The organism is Streptomyces sp. NPDC020807 (genome assembly GCF_040641575.1).
Taxonomy (GTDB): Bacteria; Actinomycetota; Actinomycetes; order Streptomycetales; family Streptomycetaceae; genus Streptomyces.
On the sequence record NZ_JBFADU010000001.1, the window covers coordinates 484,646 to 504,770 of the forward strand.

General features: G+C 71.0%; 20 protein-coding genes. 14 read left to right on the forward strand and 6 right to left on the reverse strand.

Going from position 1 to position 20,125, the window contains the following annotated elements:
* Positions 1-43: 43 nt before the first annotated feature.
* Positions 44-616 carry a hypothetical protein gene (locus AB0G79_RS02370; RefSeq protein ID WP_360798784.1) on the forward strand — a complete coding sequence of 191 codons (573 nt, stop codon included), beginning with the start codon at positions 44-46 and terminating at the stop codon, positions 614-616.
* An 83-nt stretch (positions 617-699) separates the two neighbouring features.
* Here AB0G79_RS02370 and AB0G79_RS02375 read toward each other — a convergent pair whose 3' ends face one another.
* Positions 700-2,958 (reverse strand): heterodisulfide reductase-related iron-sulfur binding cluster, encoded by a 2,259-nt coding sequence (locus AB0G79_RS02375; protein ID WP_360798787.1) that lies wholly within the window; start codon positions 2,956-2,958, stop codon positions 700-702.
* A gap of 150 nt (positions 2,959-3,108) precedes the next feature.
* Positions 3,109-3,588, reverse strand: coding sequence for a sugar transferase (locus tag AB0G79_RS02380; protein ID WP_360798790.1), 480 nt, complete (start codon positions 3,586-3,588; stop codon positions 3,109-3,111).
* 303 nt (positions 3,589-3,891) lie between these two features.
* On the opposite strand from AB0G79_RS02380, the gene dnaK reads away from it, so the two are divergent.
* Genes dnaK through AB0G79_RS02400 form a run of 4 tightly spaced genes read left to right on the forward strand, consistent with a single transcriptional unit; the run spans position 3,892 to position 8,041 of the window.
* Positions 3,892-5,733 (forward strand): molecular chaperone DnaK, encoded by a 1,842-nt coding sequence (gene dnaK / locus AB0G79_RS02385; RefSeq protein WP_360798793.1) that lies wholly within the window; start codon positions 3,892-3,894, stop codon positions 5,731-5,733.
* Positions 5,733-6,386 (forward strand): nucleotide exchange factor GrpE, encoded by a 654-nt coding sequence (gene grpE, locus AB0G79_RS02390; RefSeq protein ID WP_360798796.1) that lies wholly within the window; start codon positions 5,733-5,735, stop codon positions 6,384-6,386. Before dnaK ends, grpE begins: the two co-directional genes overlap by 1 nt.
* Before the next feature lie 28 nt (positions 6,387-6,414).
* The gene (gene dnaJ / locus AB0G79_RS02395) at positions 6,415-7,590 is read left to right on the forward strand and encodes a molecular chaperone DnaJ (protein WP_360798799.1); all 1,176 of its coding nucleotides are present in this window, start codon (positions 6,415-6,417) and stop codon (positions 7,588-7,590) included.
* 4 nt (positions 7,591-7,594) lie between these two features.
* Positions 7,595-8,041 (forward strand): helix-turn-helix domain-containing protein, encoded by a 447-nt coding sequence (locus tag AB0G79_RS02400; RefSeq protein ID WP_360798802.1) that lies wholly within the window; start codon positions 7,595-7,597, stop codon positions 8,039-8,041.
* A gap of 67 nt (positions 8,042-8,108) precedes the next feature.
* Here AB0G79_RS02400 and AB0G79_RS02405 read toward each other — a convergent pair whose 3' ends face one another.
* Together AB0G79_RS02405 and AB0G79_RS02410 are read right to left on the reverse strand one after the other, a co-directional pair.
* Complete coding sequence (locus AB0G79_RS02405; protein WP_360798805.1) at positions 8,109-8,579, reverse strand: hypothetical protein; 471 nt, start codon at positions 8,577-8,579, stop codon at positions 8,109-8,111.
* A gap of 3 nt (positions 8,580-8,582) precedes the next feature.
* The gene (locus tag AB0G79_RS02410; protein WP_360798808.1) at positions 8,583-9,590 is read right to left on the reverse strand and encodes a helix-turn-helix transcriptional regulator; all 1,008 of its coding nucleotides are present in this window, start codon (positions 9,588-9,590) and stop codon (positions 8,583-8,585) included.
* Positions 9,591-9,774: 184 nt separating this feature from the next.
* Between AB0G79_RS02410 and AB0G79_RS02415 the strand changes: the two genes are divergently transcribed.
* Together AB0G79_RS02415 and AB0G79_RS02420 are read left to right on the forward strand one after the other, a co-directional pair.
* Positions 9,775-9,933 carry a hypothetical protein gene (locus AB0G79_RS02415; RefSeq protein WP_360798811.1) on the forward strand — a complete coding sequence of 53 codons (159 nt, stop codon included), beginning with the start codon at positions 9,775-9,777 and terminating at the stop codon, positions 9,931-9,933.
* Between the two features lie 3 nt (positions 9,934-9,936).
* Complete coding sequence (locus AB0G79_RS02420; protein ID WP_360798814.1) at positions 9,937-10,257, forward strand: (2Fe-2S)-binding protein; 321 nt, start codon at positions 9,937-9,939, stop codon at positions 10,255-10,257.
* A gap of 110 nt (positions 10,258-10,367) precedes the next feature.
* On the opposite strand, the gene AB0G79_RS02425 is transcribed toward AB0G79_RS02420, so the two are convergent.
* Entirely contained in the window at positions 10,368-10,772 is a 405-nt protein-coding gene (locus AB0G79_RS02425) for a TIGR03618 family F420-dependent PPOX class oxidoreductase (RefSeq protein WP_360798817.1), read from the reverse strand.
* Between the two features lie 115 nt (positions 10,773-10,887).
* On the opposite strand from AB0G79_RS02425, the gene clpB reads away from it, so the two are divergent.
* The gene (clpB, locus tag AB0G79_RS02430) at positions 10,888-13,473 is read left to right on the forward strand and encodes an ATP-dependent chaperone ClpB (protein ID WP_360798820.1); all 2,586 of its coding nucleotides are present in this window, start codon (positions 10,888-10,890) and stop codon (positions 13,471-13,473) included.
* A gap of 120 nt (positions 13,474-13,593) precedes the next feature.
* Positions 13,594-14,127 (forward strand): YbjN domain-containing protein, encoded by a 534-nt coding sequence (locus tag AB0G79_RS02435; RefSeq protein WP_360798822.1) that lies wholly within the window; start codon positions 13,594-13,596, stop codon positions 14,125-14,127.
* Between the two features lie 93 nt (positions 14,128-14,220).
* Here the strand turns inward: AB0G79_RS02435 and AB0G79_RS02440 are convergent, their stop codons facing one another.
* Positions 14,221-15,402: a pyridoxal phosphate-dependent aminotransferase gene (locus tag AB0G79_RS02440; protein WP_360798825.1), complete on the reverse strand. Its 1,182-nt coding sequence runs from the start codon at positions 15,400-15,402 to the stop codon at positions 14,221-14,223.
* A gap of 184 nt (positions 15,403-15,586) precedes the next feature.
* On the opposite strand from AB0G79_RS02440, the gene AB0G79_RS02445 reads away from it, so the two are divergent.
* The 5 genes from AB0G79_RS02445 (at position 15,587) to AB0G79_RS02465 (ending at position 20,101) form a co-directional block, all read left to right on the forward strand.
* Positions 15,587-15,754 carry a hypothetical protein gene (locus AB0G79_RS02445; protein ID WP_360798828.1) on the forward strand — a complete coding sequence of 56 codons (168 nt, stop codon included), beginning with the start codon at positions 15,587-15,589 and terminating at the stop codon, positions 15,752-15,754.
* A gap of 258 nt (positions 15,755-16,012) precedes the next feature.
* Positions 16,013-16,531, forward strand: coding sequence for a DUF2617 family protein (locus AB0G79_RS02450; RefSeq protein WP_360798831.1), 519 nt, complete (start codon positions 16,013-16,015; stop codon positions 16,529-16,531).
* Positions 16,532-16,606: 75 nt separating this feature from the next.
* Positions 16,607-18,298, forward strand: a complete 1,692-nt coding sequence (locus tag AB0G79_RS02455; RefSeq protein ID WP_360798834.1) for a polyamine aminopropyltransferase — start codon at positions 16,607-16,609, stop codon at positions 18,296-18,298.
* Positions 18,299-18,377: 79 nt separating this feature from the next.
* Positions 18,378-19,280, forward strand: a complete 903-nt coding sequence (locus AB0G79_RS02460; RefSeq protein ID WP_360798837.1) for an SRPBCC domain-containing protein — start codon at positions 18,378-18,380, stop codon at positions 19,278-19,280.
* A 35-nt stretch (positions 19,281-19,315) separates the two neighbouring features.
* Entirely contained in the window at positions 19,316-20,101 is a 786-nt protein-coding gene (locus AB0G79_RS02465; protein ID WP_360799174.1) for an aldose 1-epimerase, read from the forward strand.
* The last annotated feature ends 24 nt before the right edge of the window (positions 20,102-20,125 follow it).

Here is a 20,125-nt window from a genome sequence, read left to right on the forward strand (position 1 = left end):
GTAGCGTCGGTGGAGTCAGAGACCCGAGCAAGGAGCTCTTCCGATGAGCATCACCCGTCGAACCGTCCGTACCGCCGCCGTCGCCACCGGGGCCGTGGCCGCCCTCCTCGTCCCGGCCGCCGGGGCCGCCTTCGCGGCCGACGGGCCCGCCGACGGCCCCGGGCCGGCCGCGTCGAGCGACCAGTCGGTCTTCTGGCGGAACGTCGACCTCGCCGACGGATCGCTCGCCAAGGTCTACCAGGACGGCCCCGGCCGCTTCTCCGCCGAGATCTACGGGGGCGGGTCGCTGCTCGACACGCTCGTCAGCAAGGACGGCAAGCCCGCGTACGGCGAGAACAACGGCCTCCACGTCGTGCTGCGTCCCGACGGCACGGTCGGCTCCTGGCTGGACAGGGCCCCGGCGCCGAAGCCCGACCCGAAGCCCGTCCCGAAGCCGAAGCCCGCGCCCGAGAAGCAGGTCCACCGCAACACCACCAAGGTGGTCAAGCTCCCCGACGGGCACACCGCCACCTTCTTCGCGGGCAAGGACGGCCGCCCGTACGTGAAGATCACCGTCCCGGGCGGCAAGAGCTGGACGTACAACTTCGGCGGCACCCTCGTGAACCACCACCGCTGACGCGAGAAGGGCCGCCCCGCGCGCGATGCGCGGGGCGGCCCTTCACCCGTCCACGGGATCCACCGGATCACCTGATCACCGGATCAGACGGCCGGCTCCGGTTCCTCGGCCGCGGCCTCGGGCTCCGGGTCGACCGGGGCCTTCACCGACTCCAGGAGCAGCTGCGCCACGTCGACGACGGTGACGGACTCCTTCGCCTTGCCCTCGTTCTTCTTGCCGTTGACCGAGTCGGTCAGCATGACGAGGCAGAACGGGCAGGCGGTCGAGACGATGTCCGGGTTGAGGGAGAGGGCCTCGTCGACGCGCTCGTTGTTGATGCGCTTGCCGATCCGCTCCTCCATCCACATCCGGGCACCACCGGCGCCGCAGCAGAAGCCGCGCTCCTTGTGGCGGTGCATCTCCTGCTGGCGCAGGCCCGGGACGGCGGACATGATCTCGCGCGGCGGCGTGTAGACCTTGTTGTGACGGCCCAGGTAGCAGGGGTCGTGGTAGGTGATGAGGCCCTCGACCGGGGTCACCGGGATCAGCTTGCCCTCGTCGATGAGGTGCTGGAGCAGCTGGGTGTGGTGGATGACCTCGTACTCGCCGCCGAGCTGCGGGTACTCGTTGGCGATGGTGTTGAAGCAGTGCGGGCAGGTCGAGACGATCTTCTTCGCTGACTTCGGCTTCTTCGTCGACTCGTCCTCGTCGTCCTCGCCGAACGCCATGTTCAGCATGGCGACGTTCTCGGAGCCGAGCTGCTGGAACAGCGGCTCGTTGCCGAGGCGGCGGGGGGAGTCACCGGTGCACTTCTCGTCGCCGCCCATGATCGCGAACTTCACGCCCGCGATGTGGAGCAGCTCGGCGAAGGCCTTGGTGGTCTTCTTGGCGCGGTCCTCCAGGGCGCCGGCGCAGCCGACCCAGTAGAGGTAGTCGACCTCGGACAGGTCCTCGATGTCCTTGCCCACGATCGGGACCTCGAAGTCGACCTCCTTGGTCCACTCGACGCGCTGCTTCTTCGCCAGGCCCCAGGGGTTGCCCTTCTTCTCCAGGTTCTTGAGCATCGTGCCCGCCTCGGACGGGAACGCGGACTCGATCATCACCTGGTAGCGGCGCATGTCGACGATGTGGTCGATGTGCTCGATGTCGACCGGGCACTGCTCGACGCAGGCGCCGCAGGTGGTGCAGGACCACAGGACGTCGGGGTCGATGACGCCGTTCTCCTCGGCGGTGCCGATGAGGGGGCGCTCGGCCTCGGCGAGGGCGGCGGCGGGGACGTCCTTGAGCTGCTCCTCGGTGGCCTTCTCGTCGCCCTCCATCGTCTTGCCGCCGCCCGCGAGGAGGTACGGCGCCTTGGCGTGCGCGTGGTCGCGCAGCGACATGATGAGGAGCTTCGGGGAGAGCGGCTTGCCGGTGTTCCAGGCGGGGCACTGCGACTGGCAGCGGCCGCACTCGGTGCACGTGGAGAAGTCGAGGATGCCCTTCCAGGAGAACTGCTCGACCTGCGAGACGCCGAAGACGGCGTCCTCGGCCGGGTCCTCCCAGTCGATCTCCTTGCCGCCGGTGGTCATCGGCTGGAGCGCGCCGAGGGCGGTCCCGCCGGTGGCGTCGCGCTTGAACCAGATGTTGGGGAAGGCGAGGAAGCGGTGCCAGGCGACGCCCATGTTGGTGTTCAGCGAGACGACGATCATCCAGATGAACGACGTGCTGATCTTCACCATGGCGGTGAAGTAGATGAGGTTCTGGAGGGTCGCGACCGACAGGCCCTTGAAGGCGAGGACGAGCGGGTACGAGGCGAAGTACGCGGCCTCGTAGTGGTCGACGTGGTGGATCGCGCCTTCCAGGCCGCGGAGCACGTAGATCGCGAGGCCGATCGTGAGGATCACGTACTCGACGAAGTACGCCTGGCCGGCCTTGGAGCCGGCGAAGCGGGACTTGCGGCCGGCCCGCGAGGGCAGGCTGAGCAGGCGGATCACGATGAGGACCGCGATGCCGAGGATCGTCATGACGCCGATGAACTCGATGTAGAGCTCGAAGGGCAGGAACCCGCCGATGACCGGGAGGGTCCAGTCGGCCTCGAAGAGCTGGCCGAAGGCCTGCGCCAGGGTCGGCGGGAGCGTCAGGAAGCCGACGGCGACGAACCAGTGGGCGAAGCCGACGATGCCCCAGCGGTTCATCCGCGTGTGTCCGAGGAACTCGCGGACCAGGGTGACGCTGCGCTGGTACGGGTTGTCGGTGCGGGTCCCGGCGGGGACAGGCTGGCCGAGCTTGAAGTACTTGACGAACTGGCCGATGGCGCGAGCGAGCAGGGCAACGCCGACCACGGTCAGCGTCAGCGACACAATGATCGCGGCGAGTTGCATGACGGGCTCCTCGGGCGGGCCCGCCCAGTGCCTGGCAGTGCCGGACAGTGCCTGAGTCGAGCCTTACTAAGCGGTAACTTATCTAGTCCGTGCTGAGATTACCGGGTCGCGGCGCCGCGCTGTAGCGGAGCTCACGGTGATCTGTGTCGCTCAGGCAAACCTTGCCGCGCGACGCCTGCGGACTGCAGGAAGCGTACGCGCCAGGATGGTGAGGTCCATCCCGAGCCAGTGGTGGTCCACGTAGTGGAGGTCGAGGAGCTCCCGCTCCTCCCACGGCAGCTCCGAGCGCCCGCTGATCTGCCAGGGCCCGGTGAGCCCGGGGCGCACGGAGAGCCGGCGGCGCCCCTCGCCCGCGCACTCGCGGTGGGTCGGGGCGAGCGGGCAGGGTCCGACGAGCGACATCCGGCCGGTGACGACGTGGAGCAGCAGCGGCAGCGCGGCCAGCGGGCTCCTCGTGCGGAAGGTCAGCATCGTGAAGGGCCGGCCGCCCAGTCCCGCCACCCTCCGGCGGCGCAGGACCGGGCCGTCGCCGCCGAGCGAGACCGACAGCGCGGTGCCGACGAGCAGCGGCGCGAGCACGAGGAGGAGGAGGGCACCGCCCGTCACGTCGAACGCGCGCTTCCCCGTCATGCGGTCACACCCTCCGGCGGTAATCCTGGAGATCCAGGGATGCGGGGATCCGTGACGCGGGCATCCGTGGCGCGGGCATCCGTGATGCGGGCTCCGTGGTGCGGGAATCCAGGGATCCAGGGATTTGTCCGGACTCTCTCACGCGTGTCCCGTCATGCCCGGGAACGACGCGGGTGATGCACTCGTTGAGCGAGTGGGCCGACGAAGAGTTGAGTCGACTCGGCTCAAGTCTGTTGACGCGAAGAGCGTCGTCGTGCATCCTTGAGTCAGATCCACTCAAGTCAGTCAGCTGGAGGAACCGAAATGGCACGTGCGGTCGGCATCGACCTGGGCACGACTAACTCCGTCGTCAGCGTTCTCGAAGGCGGCGAGCCCACCGTCATCACCAACGCCGAGGGTGCCAGGACCACGCCGTCCGTCGTCGCCTTCGCGAAGAACGGCGAGGTGCTCGTCGGCGAGGTGGCCAAGCGTCAGGCCGTCACCAACGTCGACAGGACCATCCGGTCGGTCAAGCGCCACATGGGCACCGACTGGAAGATCGACATCGACGGCAAGAGCTTCAACCCGCAGCAGATGAGCGCCTTCATCCTGCAGAAGCTGAAGCGCGACGCCGAGGCGTACCTGGGCGAGAAGGTCGTCGACGCGGTCATCACCGTCCCGGCGTACTTCAACGACTCCGAGCGCCAGGCGACGAAGGAGGCCGGTGAGATCGCGGGCCTCAACGTCCTGCGCATCGTCAACGAGCCGACCGCGGCCGCCCTGGCCTACGGCCTCGACAAGGACGACCAGACGATCCTCGTCTTCGACCTCGGTGGCGGCACCTTCGACGTGTCCCTCCTGGAGATCGGCGACGGCGTCGTCGAGGTGAAGGCCACCAACGGTGACAACCACCTCGGTGGTGACGACTGGGACCAGCGCGTCGTCGACTACCTGGTGAAGCAGTTCGCCAACGGCCACGGCGTGGACCTGTCCAAGGACAAGATGGCTCTCCAGCGTCTCCGCGAGGCCGCGGAGAAGGCGAAGATCGAGCTCTCGTCCTCGACCGAGACCACGATCAACCTGCCCTACATCACGGCCTCCGCCGAGGGCCCGCTGCACCTGGACGAGAAGCTCACGCGCGCCCAGTTCCAGCAGCTGACCTCGGACCTGCTCGAGCGCTGCAAGGTGCCGTTCCACAACGTCATCAAGGACGCGGGCATCGAGCTGCGCGAGATCGACCACGTCGTCCTCGTCGGTGGTTCGACCCGTATGCCGGCCGTCGCCGAGCTCGTCAAGGAGCTGACCGGTGGCCAGGACGCCAACAAGGGCGTCAACCCGGACGAGGTCGTCGCCATCGGCGCCGCGCTCCAGGCCGGTGTCCTCAAGGGCGAGGTCAAGGACGTCCTGCTCCTCGACGTGACCCCGCTGTCCCTCGGCATCGAGACCAAGGGCGGCATCATGACCAAGCTCATCGAGCGCAACACCACGATCCCGACCAAGCGGTCCGAGATCTTCACGACGGCCGAGGACAACCAGCCGTCCGTGCAGATCCAGGTCTACCAGGGCGAGCGCGAGATCGCGGCGTACAACAAGAAGCTCGGCATGTTCGAGCTGACCGGCCTGCCGCCGGCCCCGCGTGGCGTCCCGCAGATCGAGGTCGCCTTCGACATCGACGCCAACGGCATCATGCACGTGACCGCGAAGGACCTGGGCACGGGCAAGGAGCAGAAGATGACCGTCACCGGCGGCTCCTCGCTGCCGAAGGACGAGGTCGACCGCATGCGCCAGGAGGCCGAGCAGTACGCGGACGAGGACCACCGCCGCCGCGAGGCCGCCGAGTCCCGCAACCAGGGCGAGCAGCTCGTCTACCAGACGGAGAAGTTCCTCAAGGACAACGAGGACAAGGTCCCCGGCGACGTCAAGGCCGAGGTCGAGACCGCGCTCACCGAGCTGAAGGAGAAGCTCAAGGGCGAGGACACCGCCGAGATCCGCACCGCCACCGAGAAGGTCGCGGCCGTCTCGCAGAAGCTCGGCCAGGCGCTGTACGCCGACGCCCAGGCGGCCCAGGCCGCGGGCGGCGACGCCGGCCAGGCCCAGGCGCAGGACGACGACGTCGTCGACGCCGAGATCGTGGACGAGGACAAGCCGAAGGGCGGCGCTGCCTGATGTCGGAGGAGACCCCGGGCTTCGAGGAGAAGCCCGACGTCCCCACCGACGGCACGCCCGAGGAGCCCGAGACCGCCGCTGCCGCCGACTCCGCCGACAAGGCGGGGAAGGCGGCCCCGGCCGGGGACGCTACTGACGTAGCCGTACTGGCGCAGCTGGACCAGGCCCGCAAGGCGCTCGACGAGCGCACCGGCGACCTCCAGCGGCTCCAGGCCGAGTACCAGAACTACCGCCGCCGCGTGGAGCGGGACCGGGTCACGGTCAAGGAGATCGCCGTCGCGAGCCTCCTGTCCGACCTGCTGCCCGTGCTCGACGACGTCGGCCGGGCCCGCGACCACGGCGAGCTCGTGGGCGGGTTCAAGTCGGTGGCCGAGTCGCTGGAGACCGTCGTCGCCAAGATGGGTCTGCAGCAGTTCGGCAAGGAGGGCGAGCCCTTCGACCCGACGATCCACGAGGCCCTGATGCACTCGTACGCGCCGGACGTCACCGAGACGACCTGCGTCGCGATCCTGCAGCCGGGCTACCGGATCGGCGAGCGGACCATCAGGCCCGCCCGCGTGGCCGTCGCCGAGCCCCAGCCGGGCGCGGCGAAGGCGGAGGACTCGGACGGCGACACCGACAAGTCCGCCACGTCCGAGAAGGACAGCGAGTAATCGAGCACGTGCGTAGGGAGGGACGTCGATGAGCACGAAGGACTTCGTCGAGAAGGACTACTACAAGGTTCTCGGCGTCCCCAAGGACGCGACCGAGGCCGAGATCAAGAAGGCGTACCGGAAGCTCGCCCGCGAGAACCATCCGGACGCCAACAAGGGTGACACCAAGGCCGAGGAGCGCTTCAAGGAGATCTCCGAGGCCAACGACATCCTCGGCGACCCCAAGAAGCGCAAGGAGTACGACGACGCCCGCGCGCTCTTCGGGAACGGCGGCTTCCGGGCCGGCGGGCCCGGCGGCGGCTCGTTCAACTTCGACCTGGGCGACCTCTTCGGAGGCGCCCAGGGCGGCGCCGGAGCCGGTGGCTTCGGCGGCGGCGGGATCGGGGACGTCTTCGGCGGCCTGTTCAACCGCGGCGGCGGCCCGGGTGCGCGCACCCAGCCGCGGCGCGGGCAGGACATCGAGTCCGAGGTGACGCTCAGCTTCACCGAGGCCATCGAGGGCGCGACCGTACCGCTGCGGATGTCCAGCCAGCAGCCGTGCACGGCCTGCTCCGGCACCGGCGACAAGAACGGCACGCCCCGGGTGTGCCCGACCTGCGTCGGCACCGGGCAGGTCTCGCGCGGCAGCGGCGGCGGCTTCTCGCTGACCGACCCGTGCGTGGACTGCAAGGGCCGCGGCCTCATCGCCGAGAACCCCTGCGAGGTCTGCAAGGGCAGCGGGCGGGCCAAGTCCTCCCGCACCATGCAGGTCCGCATCCCGGCGGGCGTCAGCGACAACCAGAAGATCCGGCTGCGCGGCAAGGGGGCGCCGGGCGAGCGCGGCGGTCCCAACGGCGACCTGTACGTCGTCGTGCACGTCGACGCCCACCCGGTCTTCGGCCGCAAGGACGACAACCTGACCGTCACGGTGCCGGTCTCCTTCGTGGAGGCGGCGCTCGGCGGCGAGGTGAAGGTGCCGACGCTCGGCGGCCCGGCGGTCACGCTCAAGCTGCCCGCGGGCACGCCGAACGGCCGGACCATGCGGGCGCGCGGCAAGGGAGCGGTCCGCAAGGACGGCACCCGCGGCGACCTGCTGGTGACGGTCGAGGTCGCGGTGCCGCAGGAGCTGGACGACAAGGCACGTGAGGCCCTGGAGACCTACCGCGAGGCGACCGCCTCCGAGGACCCACGGGCGGAGCTGTTCCAGGCAGCGAAGGGAGCCTGACCCGATGGACGGACACCGACGCAATCCTTTTGAACTGACCGACGAGTCGCCGGTGTACGTCATCTCGGTGGCGGCCCAGCTGTCCGGTCTGCACCCGCAGACCCTGCGGCAGTACGACCGGCTCGGCCTGGTCTCCCCGGACCGCACGGCGGGCCGGGGGAGGCGCTACTCGGCCCGCGACATCGAGCTGCTCCGCCAGGTGCAGCAGCTGTCGCAGGACGAGGGCATCAACCTGGCCGGGATCAAGCGGATCATCGAACTGGAGAACCAGGTCGCGGCGCTGCAGAGCCGGATCGCGGAGCTGTCGGCCGCGGTCGACGGCGCGGCGGCGGCGATGCGGCAGCGCGAGGCGCAGGTCCATGCCTCGTACCGCCGTGACCTGGTGCCGTACCAGGACGTGCAGCAGACGAGCGCGCTGGTCGTCTGGCGCCCGTCGAAGCGCGGCGAGTAGCTCCCACGCTCCCGGCCGTCGCGAGGGGCCCCGTCCACACCTGTGGACGGGGCCCCTCGCGCGTTCCCTACGGGAGGAACTCGCCCACGATCTCGCCGACCGTCTCCCACCACGGCGAGGCGCCCGTCCCGAACGCGGCGGCCAGGGCGGTGCCGAGGGCGCGGTCGCGGGGCGTCGGCGCGGTGTCCCACCGGTCGATGACCCGCCCGTCGCCCGAGCAGAGGAGGCGGCCGAGCCGCCGCCCGTCGCGGGTGAGGCGGCTGTAGTCGTGCCCGCAGGGCACGAGCCGGTACTCCACGCCGTCGGAGGTCAGGACGTCGACCCGGTACGAGTGCCGCAGCATCCGCCCGCGGGCCGGCTCGATCTCCGCGGGCTCCCCGTCGATGCTGAGCGCCAGCTGGGCGGCCTTGCGGGTGCCGATGGGGGTGTGGGAGTCCGGACGCGTCCCCGGGGCCCGTAAGAGCTCCACGACGGGCAGCCCGTACCCCGACACCCGGAGGGTCCCGCCGGGCCCGTCCAGATCCACCTGCACGTACATCCGTCAGCCCCCCGGCTGGTCGTCGCCCGCGTCCTCGCGGTCGAGTATCCCCGACCGTGCGATCAGATACCCGAGCTGCGCCCGGCTCCCGCTCCCGAGCGCGGCGGCGAGCTTGGCGATGTGCGCGCGGCAGGTCCGCACGTTCATCCCGAGCCGGCGGGCGATGGCCTCGTCGACGTGGCCCTCGACGAGGAGTTTGGCGATGGAGCGCTGGATGCCGCTTATCCCCTCCCGCGGCTGGGCGTTGGGCACCTGCTCGCCGAACGGGGTGGCCCGGGCCCAGGACTGCTCGAAGACGGACGCGAGGTACTCGACGAGGCCGGGGTGGCGCAGTTCGAGGGCGACCTGGCGGTCCTGGCGCGCGGGTATGAGGGCCACGGAGCGGTCGATGATGATGAGCCGCTCGATGCTCTCCTCCAGGGTGCGGACCTGGAGCCGGGACATGCCGGCCTGTTCGAGGTAGACCTGCATGCCGGGGCTGTGCCGGGCCGTGTGCTGGTAGAGCGTCCGGACGTGGACGCCGCGGTCGAGCAGCGGCTGGACGCGGTTGAGCGCGGTGCTCAGGGTGTGCTCGCTCCGGGCACCGCCGGGCTGGACGGTGAGCAGTTCCTGCGTGCATTCGGCGGTGGCGCGGCCCAGGACGGCGTCGATGCGGTGGATGCCTTCGAGAACCGTGATGGCGTGGGTGGTCGAGGGGTCCTGCGCGCTGATGGCCATGAACTGCTCGAAGGTGCGGGAGAGCCCCGTGGCGAGAATGCGCCGGTCCTGGATCTCGCGTTCCAGCGGGTGGACGAGCCGGGCGAGTGCGGCGGTGGGCGGAACGGGGCGCAGCCACGCGGGGTCGTCGGGATCCGGGTGGAGAAGGTCGAGGTCCATGAGGCAGGGAGTGGCTTCTGCCTCGCTCCGTGTGATTCGTCCGATGCGCAACGCCCGTGCGTACAAGTCCGTTCCGGCTGCACACAGGTCGACATGCCCGTGAGGATGTGTCTCGTCTATATGGTTCTGCGGCATTTGCACACCCCCCAGGATCCTGCATTTCAGGAACATGATGCATGTCCCAGGTGGTGTGAGCGCAAAGAGTGAGCCATCGTCTAGTACGCGGGGGAGAGGAAACCAACAAGTGAGGTCGAAGCCGCTCATGTCCAGGAAAATGCTTCGCTCGATACTTGCATCCGTCTTTATAGGGGCGGCGGCAGTGGGAGCGCTGGCCGTCAGCGACCCGGTGTGGGACAGCGAGCCCGCGAAGGTCGTCGCGGCCCCGAACGACCCGGTGTGGGACGTCGCGCCGGCGGGCCAGTCCGACCCGGTCTGGGATGTCGCACCCGCCCGCCAGTCCGACCCGGTCTGGGACTGAGACATGAGCGCCCCACCAGACGATCGCCGTTTCCGCCGGGAGATGGCCACCGCCTACCGGTCCGGTTGGCACTTCGTCGATCTCGCCACGGCCATCCCCCGACGTGGCGACTCGCTGAAGGTCACCGTTCTCGGAGAACCGATCGTCATCGCGCGTGAGGAGGACGACGACGTGCGGGCGTACCGCTGCCTCCGTCGTCCCCGCGGCGCCCCGCAGCCGATCCGCTGTGCCATCCGGTACGGCATGATCTTCGTCAACCTCGACCGCAGGGACCACCAGCTGGTCGAGCCCAGAACCATCACCGTCACCCCCCGCAGTGCCTGAGCGATTCCCCCGTCGTTATAGATCGCTCCGGCACTTCCCCCACACAGCGGCGCCATCGCGGACCTGAAACGCGATGGCGCCGCTGTGCTTTCCGGTGCGGCCGGTACGGGTCAGGCGCGGCCCATCGCCCGCGTGAGGGCGATCTCGATGACGACGCGGTCCGGGTTGGGCGTCGGCGTGCGGCCGTACCGGGTCGCGTAGCGGTCGACCGCGTCGGCGACGACCTCCGGCTCCGTACGGATGCGGGCCACGCCCTCCAGCGTCGCCCAGCGCCCCTTGTCCACCTGGCACACCGCCACGCGCGCCCCGTCCGCGCCCGCCGCGAGCACGTTCGCGACCTTGCGGCTGTGCTTGTTCGTGATCACCCGCGCGTACCCGCCCTCGGGGTCGTACGTGACGCCGACCGCCACCACGTGCGGGGTGCCGTCCGGGCGCGGGGTCGTCAGGGTGCACATGTGGTACTCGCGCCAGAAGCTGAGGTACGAGTCGGAAGGGTTCCTCGGGTCAGTGGCCATGCCCGAAAGATACCGCGTCCTGCCGACACCTTGAGCGGAATAGGCTCAACTTTGTGTACGTTGGAAGAGTCATAGAAGACATCCGACCCGTACCGCACAGGAGGAGCACCGCACCGTGGACGTCGAACTGACCAACCGAAGCCGGGACGCGATCAACGCGGCCACGAGCCGCGCCGTGTCCGAGGGGAACCCGGACCTCACCCCCGCGCACCTGCTCCTGGCCCTCCTCGCCGGTCAGGACAACGAGAACATCACCGACCTGCTCGCCGCCGTCGAGGCCGACCAGGCGGCCGTGCGCTCCGGCGCGGAGCGGCTGATCGCCGCCCAGCCGAGCACCACGGGATCCACGGTCGCGCCCCCGCAGCCCAACCGCGACTTCCTCGCCGTCATCGCCGACGCCGACAGGCGCGCCAAGGAGCTCGGCGACGACTTCCTCTCCACCGAGCACCTCCTCATCGGCCTCGCCGCCAAGGGCGGACCGGCCGGTGAGATCCTCGACCGGCAGGGCGCGAGCGCTTCGAAGCTGCTCGACGCGTTCGAGAAGAGCAGGGGAGGACGCCGGGTGACCACACCCGACCCGGAGGGGCAGTACAAGGCGCTGGAGAAGTTCGGCACGGACTTCACGGCCGCCGCGCGCGAGGGCAAGCTCGACCCGGTCATCGGCCGGGACCACGAGATCCGCCGCGTCGTGCAGGTGCTCTCCCGCCGCACCAAGAACAACCCGGTCCTCATCGGCGAGCCCGGCGTCGGCAAGACCGCCGTCGTCGAGGGCCTCGCCCAGCGGATCGTGAAGGGCGACGTGCCCGAGTCGCTCAAGAACAAGCGCCTGGTCTCGCTCGACCTGGGCGCCATGGTCGCGGGAGCCAAGTACCGAGGCGAGTTCGAGGAGCGGCTGAAGACCGTCCTCTCCGAGATCAAGGAGAGCGACGGCCAGATCATCACCTTCATCGACGAGCTCCACACGGTCGTCGGCGCGGGCGCCGGCGGCGACTCCGCCATGGACGCCGGCAACATGCTGAAGCCGATGCTGGCCCGCGGCGAGCTCCGCATGGTCGGCGCGACGACCCTCGACGAGTACCGCGAGCGCATCGAGAAGGACCCCGCCCTGGAGCGCCGCTTCCAGCAGGTCCTGGTCGCCGAGCCGACCGTCGAGGACACCATCGCGATCCTCCGCGGCCTGAAGGGCCGGTACGAGGCCCACCACAAGGTGCAGATCAACGACTCCGCCCTGGTGGCCGCCGCGACCCTCTCCGACCGCTACATCACCTCCCGCTTCCTCCCCGACAAGGCCATCGACCTCGTCGACGAGGCCGCCTCCCGGCTCCGCATGGAGATCGACTCCTCGCCCGTCGAGATCGACGAGCTCCAGCGCTCCGTCGACCGGCTCCGCATGGAGGAGCTGGCCCTCAGGAACGAGACGGACGCGGCGAGCAAGCAGCGCCTGGAGAAGCTGCGCCGCGACCTCGCCGACCGCGAGGAGGAGCTGCGCGGCCTCACCGCCCGCTGGGAGAAGGAGAAGCAGTCCCTCAACCGCGTCGGCGAGCTGAAGGAACGGCTCGACGAGACCCGCGGCCGCGCCGAGCGCGCCCAGCGCGACGGCGACTTCGACACCGCCTCCAAGCTGCTGTACGGGGAGATCCCCGGCCTGGAGCGGGAGCTGGAGGAGGCCACCGAGGAGGAGCGGGCGGCCACGAAGGACACGATGGTCAAGGAGGAGGTCGGTCCCGACGACATCGCGGACGTCGTCGGCGCCTGGACCGGCATTCCCGCCGGCCGCCTCCTGGAGGGCGAGACGCAGAAGCTGCTCCGCATGGAGGAGGAGCTCGGCAAGCGTCTGATCGGCCAGTCCGAGGCCGTCAGGGCCGTCGCCGACGCCGTGCGCCGCACGCGCGCCGGGATCGCCGACCCCGACCGCCCGACCGGTTCCTTCCTCTTCCTCGGCCCCACCGGCGTCGGCAAGACCGAGCTGGCGAAGGCGCTCGCGGACTTCCTCTTCGACGACGAGCGGGCCATGATCCGCATCGACATGTCGGAGTACTCCGAGAAGCACTCCGTCGCCCGGCTCGTCGGCGCGCCTCCCGGCTACGTCGGGTACGAGGAGGGCGGTCAGCTCACGGAGGCGGTCCGCCGCCGCCCGTACAGCGTCGTGCTCCTGGACGAGGTGGAGAAGGCCCATCCCGAGGTCTTCGACATCCTGCTCCAGGTCCTCGACGACGGCCGGCTGACCGACGGCCAGGGCCGGACGGTGGACTTCCGCAACACCATCCTGATCCTGACCTCGAACCTCGGCAGCCAGTTCCTGGTCGACCCGCTCACCTCGGACGAGGTGAAGAAGCAGCAGGTCCTGGACGTGGTCAGGGCCAGCTTCAAGCCGGAGTTCCTGAACCGCCTCGACGACCTGGTGGTCTTCTCGGCGCTCGACCGGGCTGAGCTCGGCCGGATCGCCCGCCTCCAGATCGACCGCCTCGCCCGGCGGCTCGCCGACCGGCGGCTCACCCTGGACGTCACCCCGGAGGCCCTGGAGTGGCTCGCCGAGGAGGGCAACGACCCGGCGTACGGAGCCAGGCCCCTGCGCCGTCTCATCCAGACGGCGATCGGCGACCGGCTCGCGAAGGAGATCCTGGCGGGCGAGGTCACGGACGGTGACACGGTCCGCGTGGACCGCTTCGAGGACGGCCTGATCGTCGGCCGGGCGGGCTAGGGACTGTCCGGCCCCCGGGGGTGTTCTTGTCCGCCGGCAGCGGATCGCCGCCGGCGGGGCTCCCCCGAACCGGCCGACATGAGAGAGGATGGCGAGCATCCGTACGAAGGGAAATACACGGTGAGCATCGACCCGTCCTCGATTCCGAATTTCGGGGGCCAGCCCCAGCCTCAGGCCGCAGGACCGGCGGGCCCCGTCGTCCCCGACCAGGACCTCGTCAAGCAGCTCCTCGACCAGATGGAGCTCAAGTACGTCATCGACGACGAGGGTGACCTCGCGGCTCCGTGGGAGGAGTTCCGCACGTACTTCATGTTCCGCGGCGAGGACGAGCAGCAGGTCTTCTCCGTGCGGACGTTCTACGACCGCCCGCACTCGGCCGACGACCGCGCCAAGGTCCTCGACGCGATCGACGACTGGAACCGCCGCACCCTGTGGCCGAAGGTCTACACCCACCTGCACGAGGAGGAGGACGGCTCCGCCACCCTCCGCCTCATCGGTGAGGCCCAGATGCTGATCGGCACCGGCGTCGCCCTGGAGCACTTCGTGTCCTCCACGGTCAGCTGGGTCCGCGCCTCCATCGAGTTCGACAAGTGGGTCGTGGAGCAGTTCGGTCTGGCCGCCCCCGAGGAGAAGACCGAGGGCGACGAGGCCTGAGCCTCCCCCCTCCGGCTCCAGCGGAGCTCCGAGAGCCCGGCCCCCCACCGCCGTACGCGGTGGGGGGCCGGGCTCTCGCGCGTGTGCGGCGGCTCAGCCCGCCAGGGCCTTGAGGCGGGTCACCGCCTCCTCCAGGACCTCCGTCTTCTTGCAGAAGGCGAACCGCACGAAGGGCGCGCCCTCCTCGCGGTGGTCGTAGAAGACGGCGTTCGGGATGGCGACGACGCCGGCGCGCTCGGGCAGCGCGCGGCAGAAGGCGAAGCCGTCGGTGGCGCCGAGCGGGCGGATGTCGGTGGTGACGAAGTACGTGCCCGCCGGGCGGTAGACCGCGAAGCCGGCCTGCGCGAGCCCCTCGCTCAGCAGGTCCCGCTTGGCCGCCAGGTCGGCGCGCAGGCCGTCGAAGTACGCCGCCGGGAGCCGGAGCGCCTCGGCGACCGCGTACTGGAACGGGCCGGCGGAGACGTACGTGAGGAACTGCTTCGCCGAGCGGACGGCGGAGGTCAGGGCGGGGCTCGCGGTGGTCCAGCCGACCTTCCAGCCCGTGAAGGAGAAGGTCTTCCCTGCCGAGCCGATGGTGACGGTCCGCTCCCGCATGCCGGGCAGGGTCGCGATCGGGATGTGGGCGGCGTCGTCGAAGACGAGGTGCTCGTACACCTCGTCGGTGACGACGAGCAGGTCGCGTTCGACGGCGAGTTCGGCGATCGCGGTGAGCTCGGCGCGGGTCAGGACGGTGCCGGTGGGGTTGTGGGGGGTGTTGAGGAGGATGAGGCGGGTCTTGTCGGTGACGGCGGCCCGCAGCTCGTCCAGGTCGAGGACGTAGGAGCCCTCGTGGGGCCGGAGGGTGACGGGGACGCGGGTGCCGCCGGCCATGGCGACGCAGGCGGCGTACGAGTCGTAGTACGGCTCCAGGGCGACGACCTCGTCGCCGGGCTCGACCAGGGCGAGCAGCGCCGCCGCGATGGCCTCGGTGGCGCCCGCCGTGACGAGGACCTCCGTGTCGGGGTCGTACGCGAGGCCGTACCGCTCGCGCTGGTGGTCGGCGATCGCGGAGCGCAGCTCGGGGACGCCGGGGCCGGGCGGGTACTGGTTGCCGCGGCCGTCCCGCAGTGCGCGGACCGCGGCCTCGCGGATCTCCTCGGGGCCGTCGGTGTCGGGGAAGCCCTGGCCGAGGTTGATCGACCCCGTCGCGGCGGCGAGCGCGGACATCTCGGCGAAGATCGTCGTCCCGAACTCGGCGAGCCGGCGGTTCAGCAGCGGTCGTGTCATGACGGTCATCCTGGGGGGAAGCTCTGGACTTCCTCAAGTGCGCTTTGGCGGGGGTGTGGCGGGGGGATCCCCCCGGCATGAACAACGTCGCTCTCTTCATCATCGGGATCGCCGCCGTGATCGCGTTCGTGGTGGCGGTCGTCTCGCTCGCGCTGCGGCACTCCGCGCCGGTCCGCCGCCGGAACGACAGCTGGTGGGCCCCGTCCTCGTCGAGCTCCTCGTCGTCGAGCTCCTCGTCCTCCTGCTCGTCCTCGTCCTCGTCCTTCTCCTGCTCGTCCTCTTCTTCCTCCTCCTCGTGTTCGTCCTCCTCGTGTTCGAGCTCCTCCTGCTCCTCGTCCTCGTGCAGTTGAGCGGCACGTGACGTTGGCATTCCGGCGCATCTTGTCGATCGAATCTGATTGAACAAGTGAACTGTGGTCTCCCCGAAGGGGTTGGAAACCACGGCAAGTTGGGTAAAAACGCTGCGAGTCGCCCGGGGTCCGTGGTTCTCTCGCTCCTGACAGAGACAGCCCTCGGACCGTGTGTGGAACCGAGCCGGCGATCCCCCCACTCCTCCCGTTGGACCCTCTCCCGGGGCGCCCCCGGCCCACCCGTCAAACCGTGTTTGCGGAGCCGATCCATGCTCACCACCCTGAAAACCACCTACACCGACACCCGCGCGGCCGACCTGGCCTGGGCCCTCGGGCGCGAGCCGCTGCCCGCCCTCGCCGTGCTCGACCTCGAACTCACCGGCGCCAAGCTCCAGTTGCGGCTGCTCGGCGCCTCCCATCAGGTCCTCCTCGAAGAGGACGGGGGCAGCTGCTCCGAGACCGTCGCCTGCATGCCGGGCAGCAGCACCCCCCTCCCGCTCGGGGTGTCCAAGCGCGTCGGCGAATGGGAGTACGAATTCGCCGCCCGCGTCGAGACGCTCTCGCACGGCTCGTTCGCTGGCCGGGCGCAGGAGTTGCTCGCCCTCGTCGCCGACCACCCGAACGGCCTCGCGGGCACCTTCCCCGGCTCCCCGCACGCCTTCACGGCGATGCTGGCGCAGCGTCACGAGGGCCAGGTGCGGTGGCGCACCTGGCACGCCTACCCGCAGGAGGGGCAGTTGGTCGTCACCAGGACCCGTATCGGCGCACGTATGCCGGCGGTGCTCTGATACGCCCCTCCGGTGCTCCAGGTGCACTCGTGTGGGTGACAGGGGGCACGTAAGTCGTGACGTAGCGTTACGTTCATGATCGAGCCGACCGTGACCATGCCACCCACCAGGGTGCGCCAACCGCCCGCGTGGCGGCGCGAGCGGCCGGGGCGACGGAAGCGGTCGACCGGGCCGGGCGACGCGGTGCGGTTCCCGGTCCTGGCCGTGGTCTTCGTCTGCGCCGCCTGCGGCCTGGTCTACGAGCTCGAACTGGTGGCCCTCGCCTCCTACTTGATCGGCGACTCGGTCACCCAGGCCTCCGTCGTCCTCTCCGTGATGGTCTTCGCGATGGGCGTGGGCTCCCTCCTCGCCAAACGGCTGCGCTGCCGCGCAGCCGTCGGCTTCGGCCTGGTCGAGGGCGGGCTCGCGCTCGTCGGGGGCTGCTCGGCCCTCGTCCTGTACGCGGCCTTCGCCTGGCTCGGCGAGTCGCGGTACGTCGTCGTGGCGTTCTCGCTCGCCATCGGCGTCCTCATCGGCGCCGAGATCCCGCTCCTCATGACCCTCATACAGAGGGCCCAGCGCGGGCGGCGGGCCGGCCCGCGCGCCGAGCAGGACGACGCCGCGGGGACCGTCGCCGACCTCTTCGCCGCCGACTACGTCGGCGCGCTCGTCGGCGGTCTCGCCTTCCCGTTCCTCCTGCTGCCCTGGCTCGGCCAGCTCACCGGCGCGCTCGTCACCGGCGCGGTGAACGTCGTCGCGGGCGGCGGGCTCGTCCTGTGGGTCTTCCGCCGCGACCTGACGGCCCGCTCCCGCGCCCTCCTCGTCGCCGTGAACCTGACGGTCCTCGCCGTCCTGGCCACGGCGACCGTCCTCGTCGACGACTTCGAGGAGGCCGCGCGCCGGGCGGTGTACGGCGACCGGGTGCGGGTCGCCGTCCACACCGAGCTCCAGGAGGTCGTCGTGACCGGCGGTCGCGAGGGGCCGCCCGACCTGTTCCTCGACGGCCGCCTGAGGGTCGCGGGCCGGGACGAGTACCGGTACCACGAGGCGCTCGTCCACCCGGCGATGGCCGGACCGCACGCCCGCGTCCTGATCGTCGGCGGCGGGGACGGCCTCGCCGCCCGCGAGGCCCTGCGCTACCCCGACGTCCGCTCCGTCACCGTCGTCGAGCTCGACCCCGGGGTCGTCCGCCTCGCCCGTACGGACCCGGCCCTCGCCACGCTCAACGGCCAGGCGTTCCGCGACCCGCGCGTGCGGGTGGTCCACGCCGACGCGTTCAACTGGCTCAGGGACGCCGCCGACGGTGTGCAGGAACGGTACGACGTGGTGATCTCCGACCTCCCGGACCCGGGCATCACCTCCAGCACCAAGCTGTACGCGGAGGAGTTCTACGGGCTCGCGGCCCGGGTCCTCACCCGCTCCGGGCGGGTCGCCGTCCACGCGGGCTCGGCCACCGACCGGCCCCACACCTACTGGACCGTGGACGCCACCCTGCGCGCCGCCGGCTTCGCGACCCGCCCGTACAGCGCGAGCGGCCGCACCCCCGGCTTCGCCGCGGGCCCCGACCGCGCCGACCGCACCGGCGGTACGGAGCGGGGTCCCCACGACTGGGGCCTCCTCCTGGCCGTGCCGGGCACGCGCCCGCCCGCCCTCGCCCTCCCGGCCGACGCGCCCCGGCTGCGGTCCCTCTCCGCCGGGGGCCTGACGGCGGCGGCGCGCCGCGCCGAACGGACCCGGGGCGCGGAGCTGCCGCCCTCGACGCTGGTGCACCCGCGGTACGGGCGCTGAGGGGACGGACGTGCCGGGGCGCGCGGGCCCCGGCGCAAAGAGGCGACGTCGCGCCCCGGCCTGAGTAGGCTCGCTTTCCATGGACCACGAGGTGTTCGTTCCGGTACCGGCCGAGGCCCTGCGCGCGACGCTCACGGACCCCGCCCGGGTGGCGCGCTGCGTCCCCGGCCTCCTGCGCGACGCCGACGCCGAGGCGGGGCCGCTCGCGGGCCGCTTCAAGGTCCGGGTCGGCTCCCACACCATCACCTACCGGGGCGCCGTGAAGGTCGTCGAGCGGGACGGTGCCATCACCTACGAGGGGCAGGGCACCGAGGCGCGCGGCAAGGGCTCCGGCGAGCTGTCCCTGACCGTCGTCCTCACTCCGGTGGACCAAGGGACGAGCCTGAGCTTCACCGGAGCCCTGACGGCGGTCGGCCGGCTCGCCGAGGCGACCGAGGAGGCCCGTGCCACGACCGCCGTCCGGCTGATCGACAGGTTCGTCGAGGCGGTCGCCGAGGAGGCGGAGCGCACGGCCGGGTCCGTGGCGGGCGGAAGCGTGGACGGCGGGCCGGACGACGGAGCGGTCGGCGAGTCGCACGACCGGCCGGCCGGCGCGGTGGACGACGGCGTGGACGACGACGTCGTGGACGACGACGGCGTGGACGACGGCGTCGACGAGCCGTCCGGCCCGGGCGCCGGCATCGGCCTCGGCGGGCCCGACCCGTCCTCACCCCTCGACCCGCTGATCGACGAGGACTTCGGTCCCGTCCCCGTCGGGTTCCCCTCCCCGCAGCCCGCCGCCGAGGCCGCCCACGCCCGGCGGACGATGATCGGCCGGAGCGCCGAGGAGGTCGACCACGCCCCGCCGCGCGGCCGGTACGCCCCCGTCCCCGCCCCCGAGGCCGGCGGCGCGGGCGCCACCCTGCGCTGGGTCGCCCCGGCCGCCGCACTCGCCCTCGCCTCCGCCGTCGTCATCGGCCGAGCCCTGCGTCGCAGGCGCTGAGCCGCATCCCGACTGGATAGGGTCGGGGGGTGAGCATGAAGACGCGACTGACGGCGGGCGACGCCGAGTTGACCATCAACCCCGAGCACGGCTGCTGGATCGAGAGCCTGCGCGTCGGCGGCACCGAAGTCCTGCGCCAGGGCGAGCGGTTCGGGAGTTTCCCGATGGTGCCCTGGTGCGGACGGACCGAGAACGGCGTCTTCCGCAACGGCGCGACCACCCATCAGCTCCCCCTCACCGCACCGCCGCACGCCATCCACGGCACCGTGCGGGACGTCCCGTGGAAGACCGTCCGCGCCACCGCGACCGAGGCCGTCTTCACCTGCGAGCTCGGCGATCCGTGGCCGTACACGGGCACGGTCACGCAGGTCCTGGAGCTGGCCGAGGACTCCCTCACCCTCCGCTTCGGCGTCGAGACCTACGACGACTCCTTCCCGGCGCAGGCCGGCTGGCACCCCTGGTTCCTGCGGAACCTCGGGCAGGGCGGCCAGGACGTCCGCGTCGACTTCACCCCGGCCTGGCAGGAGGAGCGCGGCGCGAACCACCTCCCCACCGGCCGCCGCATCGATCCGCTCCCGGGCCCGTGGGACGACTGCTTCGGCATGCCCGAGGGCGTCGACGTCACCCTCACCTGGCCGGAGGAGCTGGAGGTGAAGGTCAGGAGCCGCGCCGAGTGGGTCGTCATCTACGACGAGCAGGCGGAGGCGGTCTGCGTCGAGCCCCAGTCCGGCCCGCCGAACGGCCTCAACACCCACCCGCGTCTCGTGACTCCGATCGACCCCCTGGAGGTCGAGTCGGTCTGGAGCTGGCGGCGGCTGTGAGCGGCGGTTCCCCGGGCGCCCCTT

Bases quoted from the DNA above. Each gene is read 5' to 3' on its own strand.
- grpE (WP_360798796.1), top strand. From the start codon at position 5,733: ATGTCGGAGGAGACCCCGGGCTTCGAGGAGAAGCCCGACGTCCCCACC.
- AB0G79_RS02380 (WP_360798790.1), bottom strand. From the start codon at position 3,588: ATGACGGGGAAGCGCGCGTTCGACGTGACGGGCGGTGCCCTCCTCCTC.
- AB0G79_RS02410 (WP_360798808.1), bottom strand. From the start codon at position 9,590: ATGCCGCAGAACCATATAGACGAGACACATCCTCACGGGCATGTCGAC.
- AB0G79_RS02460 (WP_360798837.1), top strand. From the start codon at position 18,378: ATGGACCACGAGGTGTTCGTTCCGGTACCGGCCGAGGCCCTGCGCGCG.
- AB0G79_RS02450 (WP_360798831.1), top strand. From the start codon at position 16,013: ATGCTCACCACCCTGAAAACCACCTACACCGACACCCGCGCGGCCGAC.
- AB0G79_RS02465 (WP_360799174.1), top strand. From the start codon at position 19,316: ATGAAGACGCGACTGACGGCGGGCGACGCCGAGTTGACCATCAACCCC.
- AB0G79_RS02455 (WP_360798834.1), top strand. From the start codon at position 16,607: ATGATCGAGCCGACCGTGACCATGCCACCCACCAGGGTGCGCCAACCG.
- dnaJ (WP_360798799.1), top strand. From the start codon at position 6,415: ATGAGCACGAAGGACTTCGTCGAGAAGGACTACTACAAGGTTCTCGGC.
- dnaK (WP_360798793.1), top strand. From the start codon at position 3,892: ATGGCACGTGCGGTCGGCATCGACCTGGGCACGACTAACTCCGTCGTC.
- AB0G79_RS02400 (WP_360798802.1), top strand. From the start codon at position 7,595: ATGGACGGACACCGACGCAATCCTTTTGAACTGACCGACGAGTCGCCG.
- AB0G79_RS02420 (WP_360798814.1), top strand. From the start codon at position 9,937: ATGAGCGCCCCACCAGACGATCGCCGTTTCCGCCGGGAGATGGCCACC.
- AB0G79_RS02425 (WP_360798817.1), bottom strand. From the start codon at position 10,772: ATGGCCACTGACCCGAGGAACCCTTCCGACTCGTACCTCAGCTTCTGG.
- AB0G79_RS02375 (WP_360798787.1), bottom strand. From the start codon at position 2,958: ATGCAACTCGCCGCGATCATTGTGTCGCTGACGCTGACCGTGGTCGGC.
- AB0G79_RS02405 (WP_360798805.1), bottom strand. From the start codon at position 8,579: ATGTACGTGCAGGTGGATCTGGACGGGCCCGGCGGGACCCTCCGGGTG.
- AB0G79_RS02370 (WP_360798784.1), top strand. From the start codon at position 44: ATGAGCATCACCCGTCGAACCGTCCGTACCGCCGCCGTCGCCACCGGG.
- AB0G79_RS02440 (WP_360798825.1), bottom strand. From the start codon at position 15,402: ATGACCGTCATGACACGACCGCTGCTGAACCGCCGGCTCGCCGAGTTC.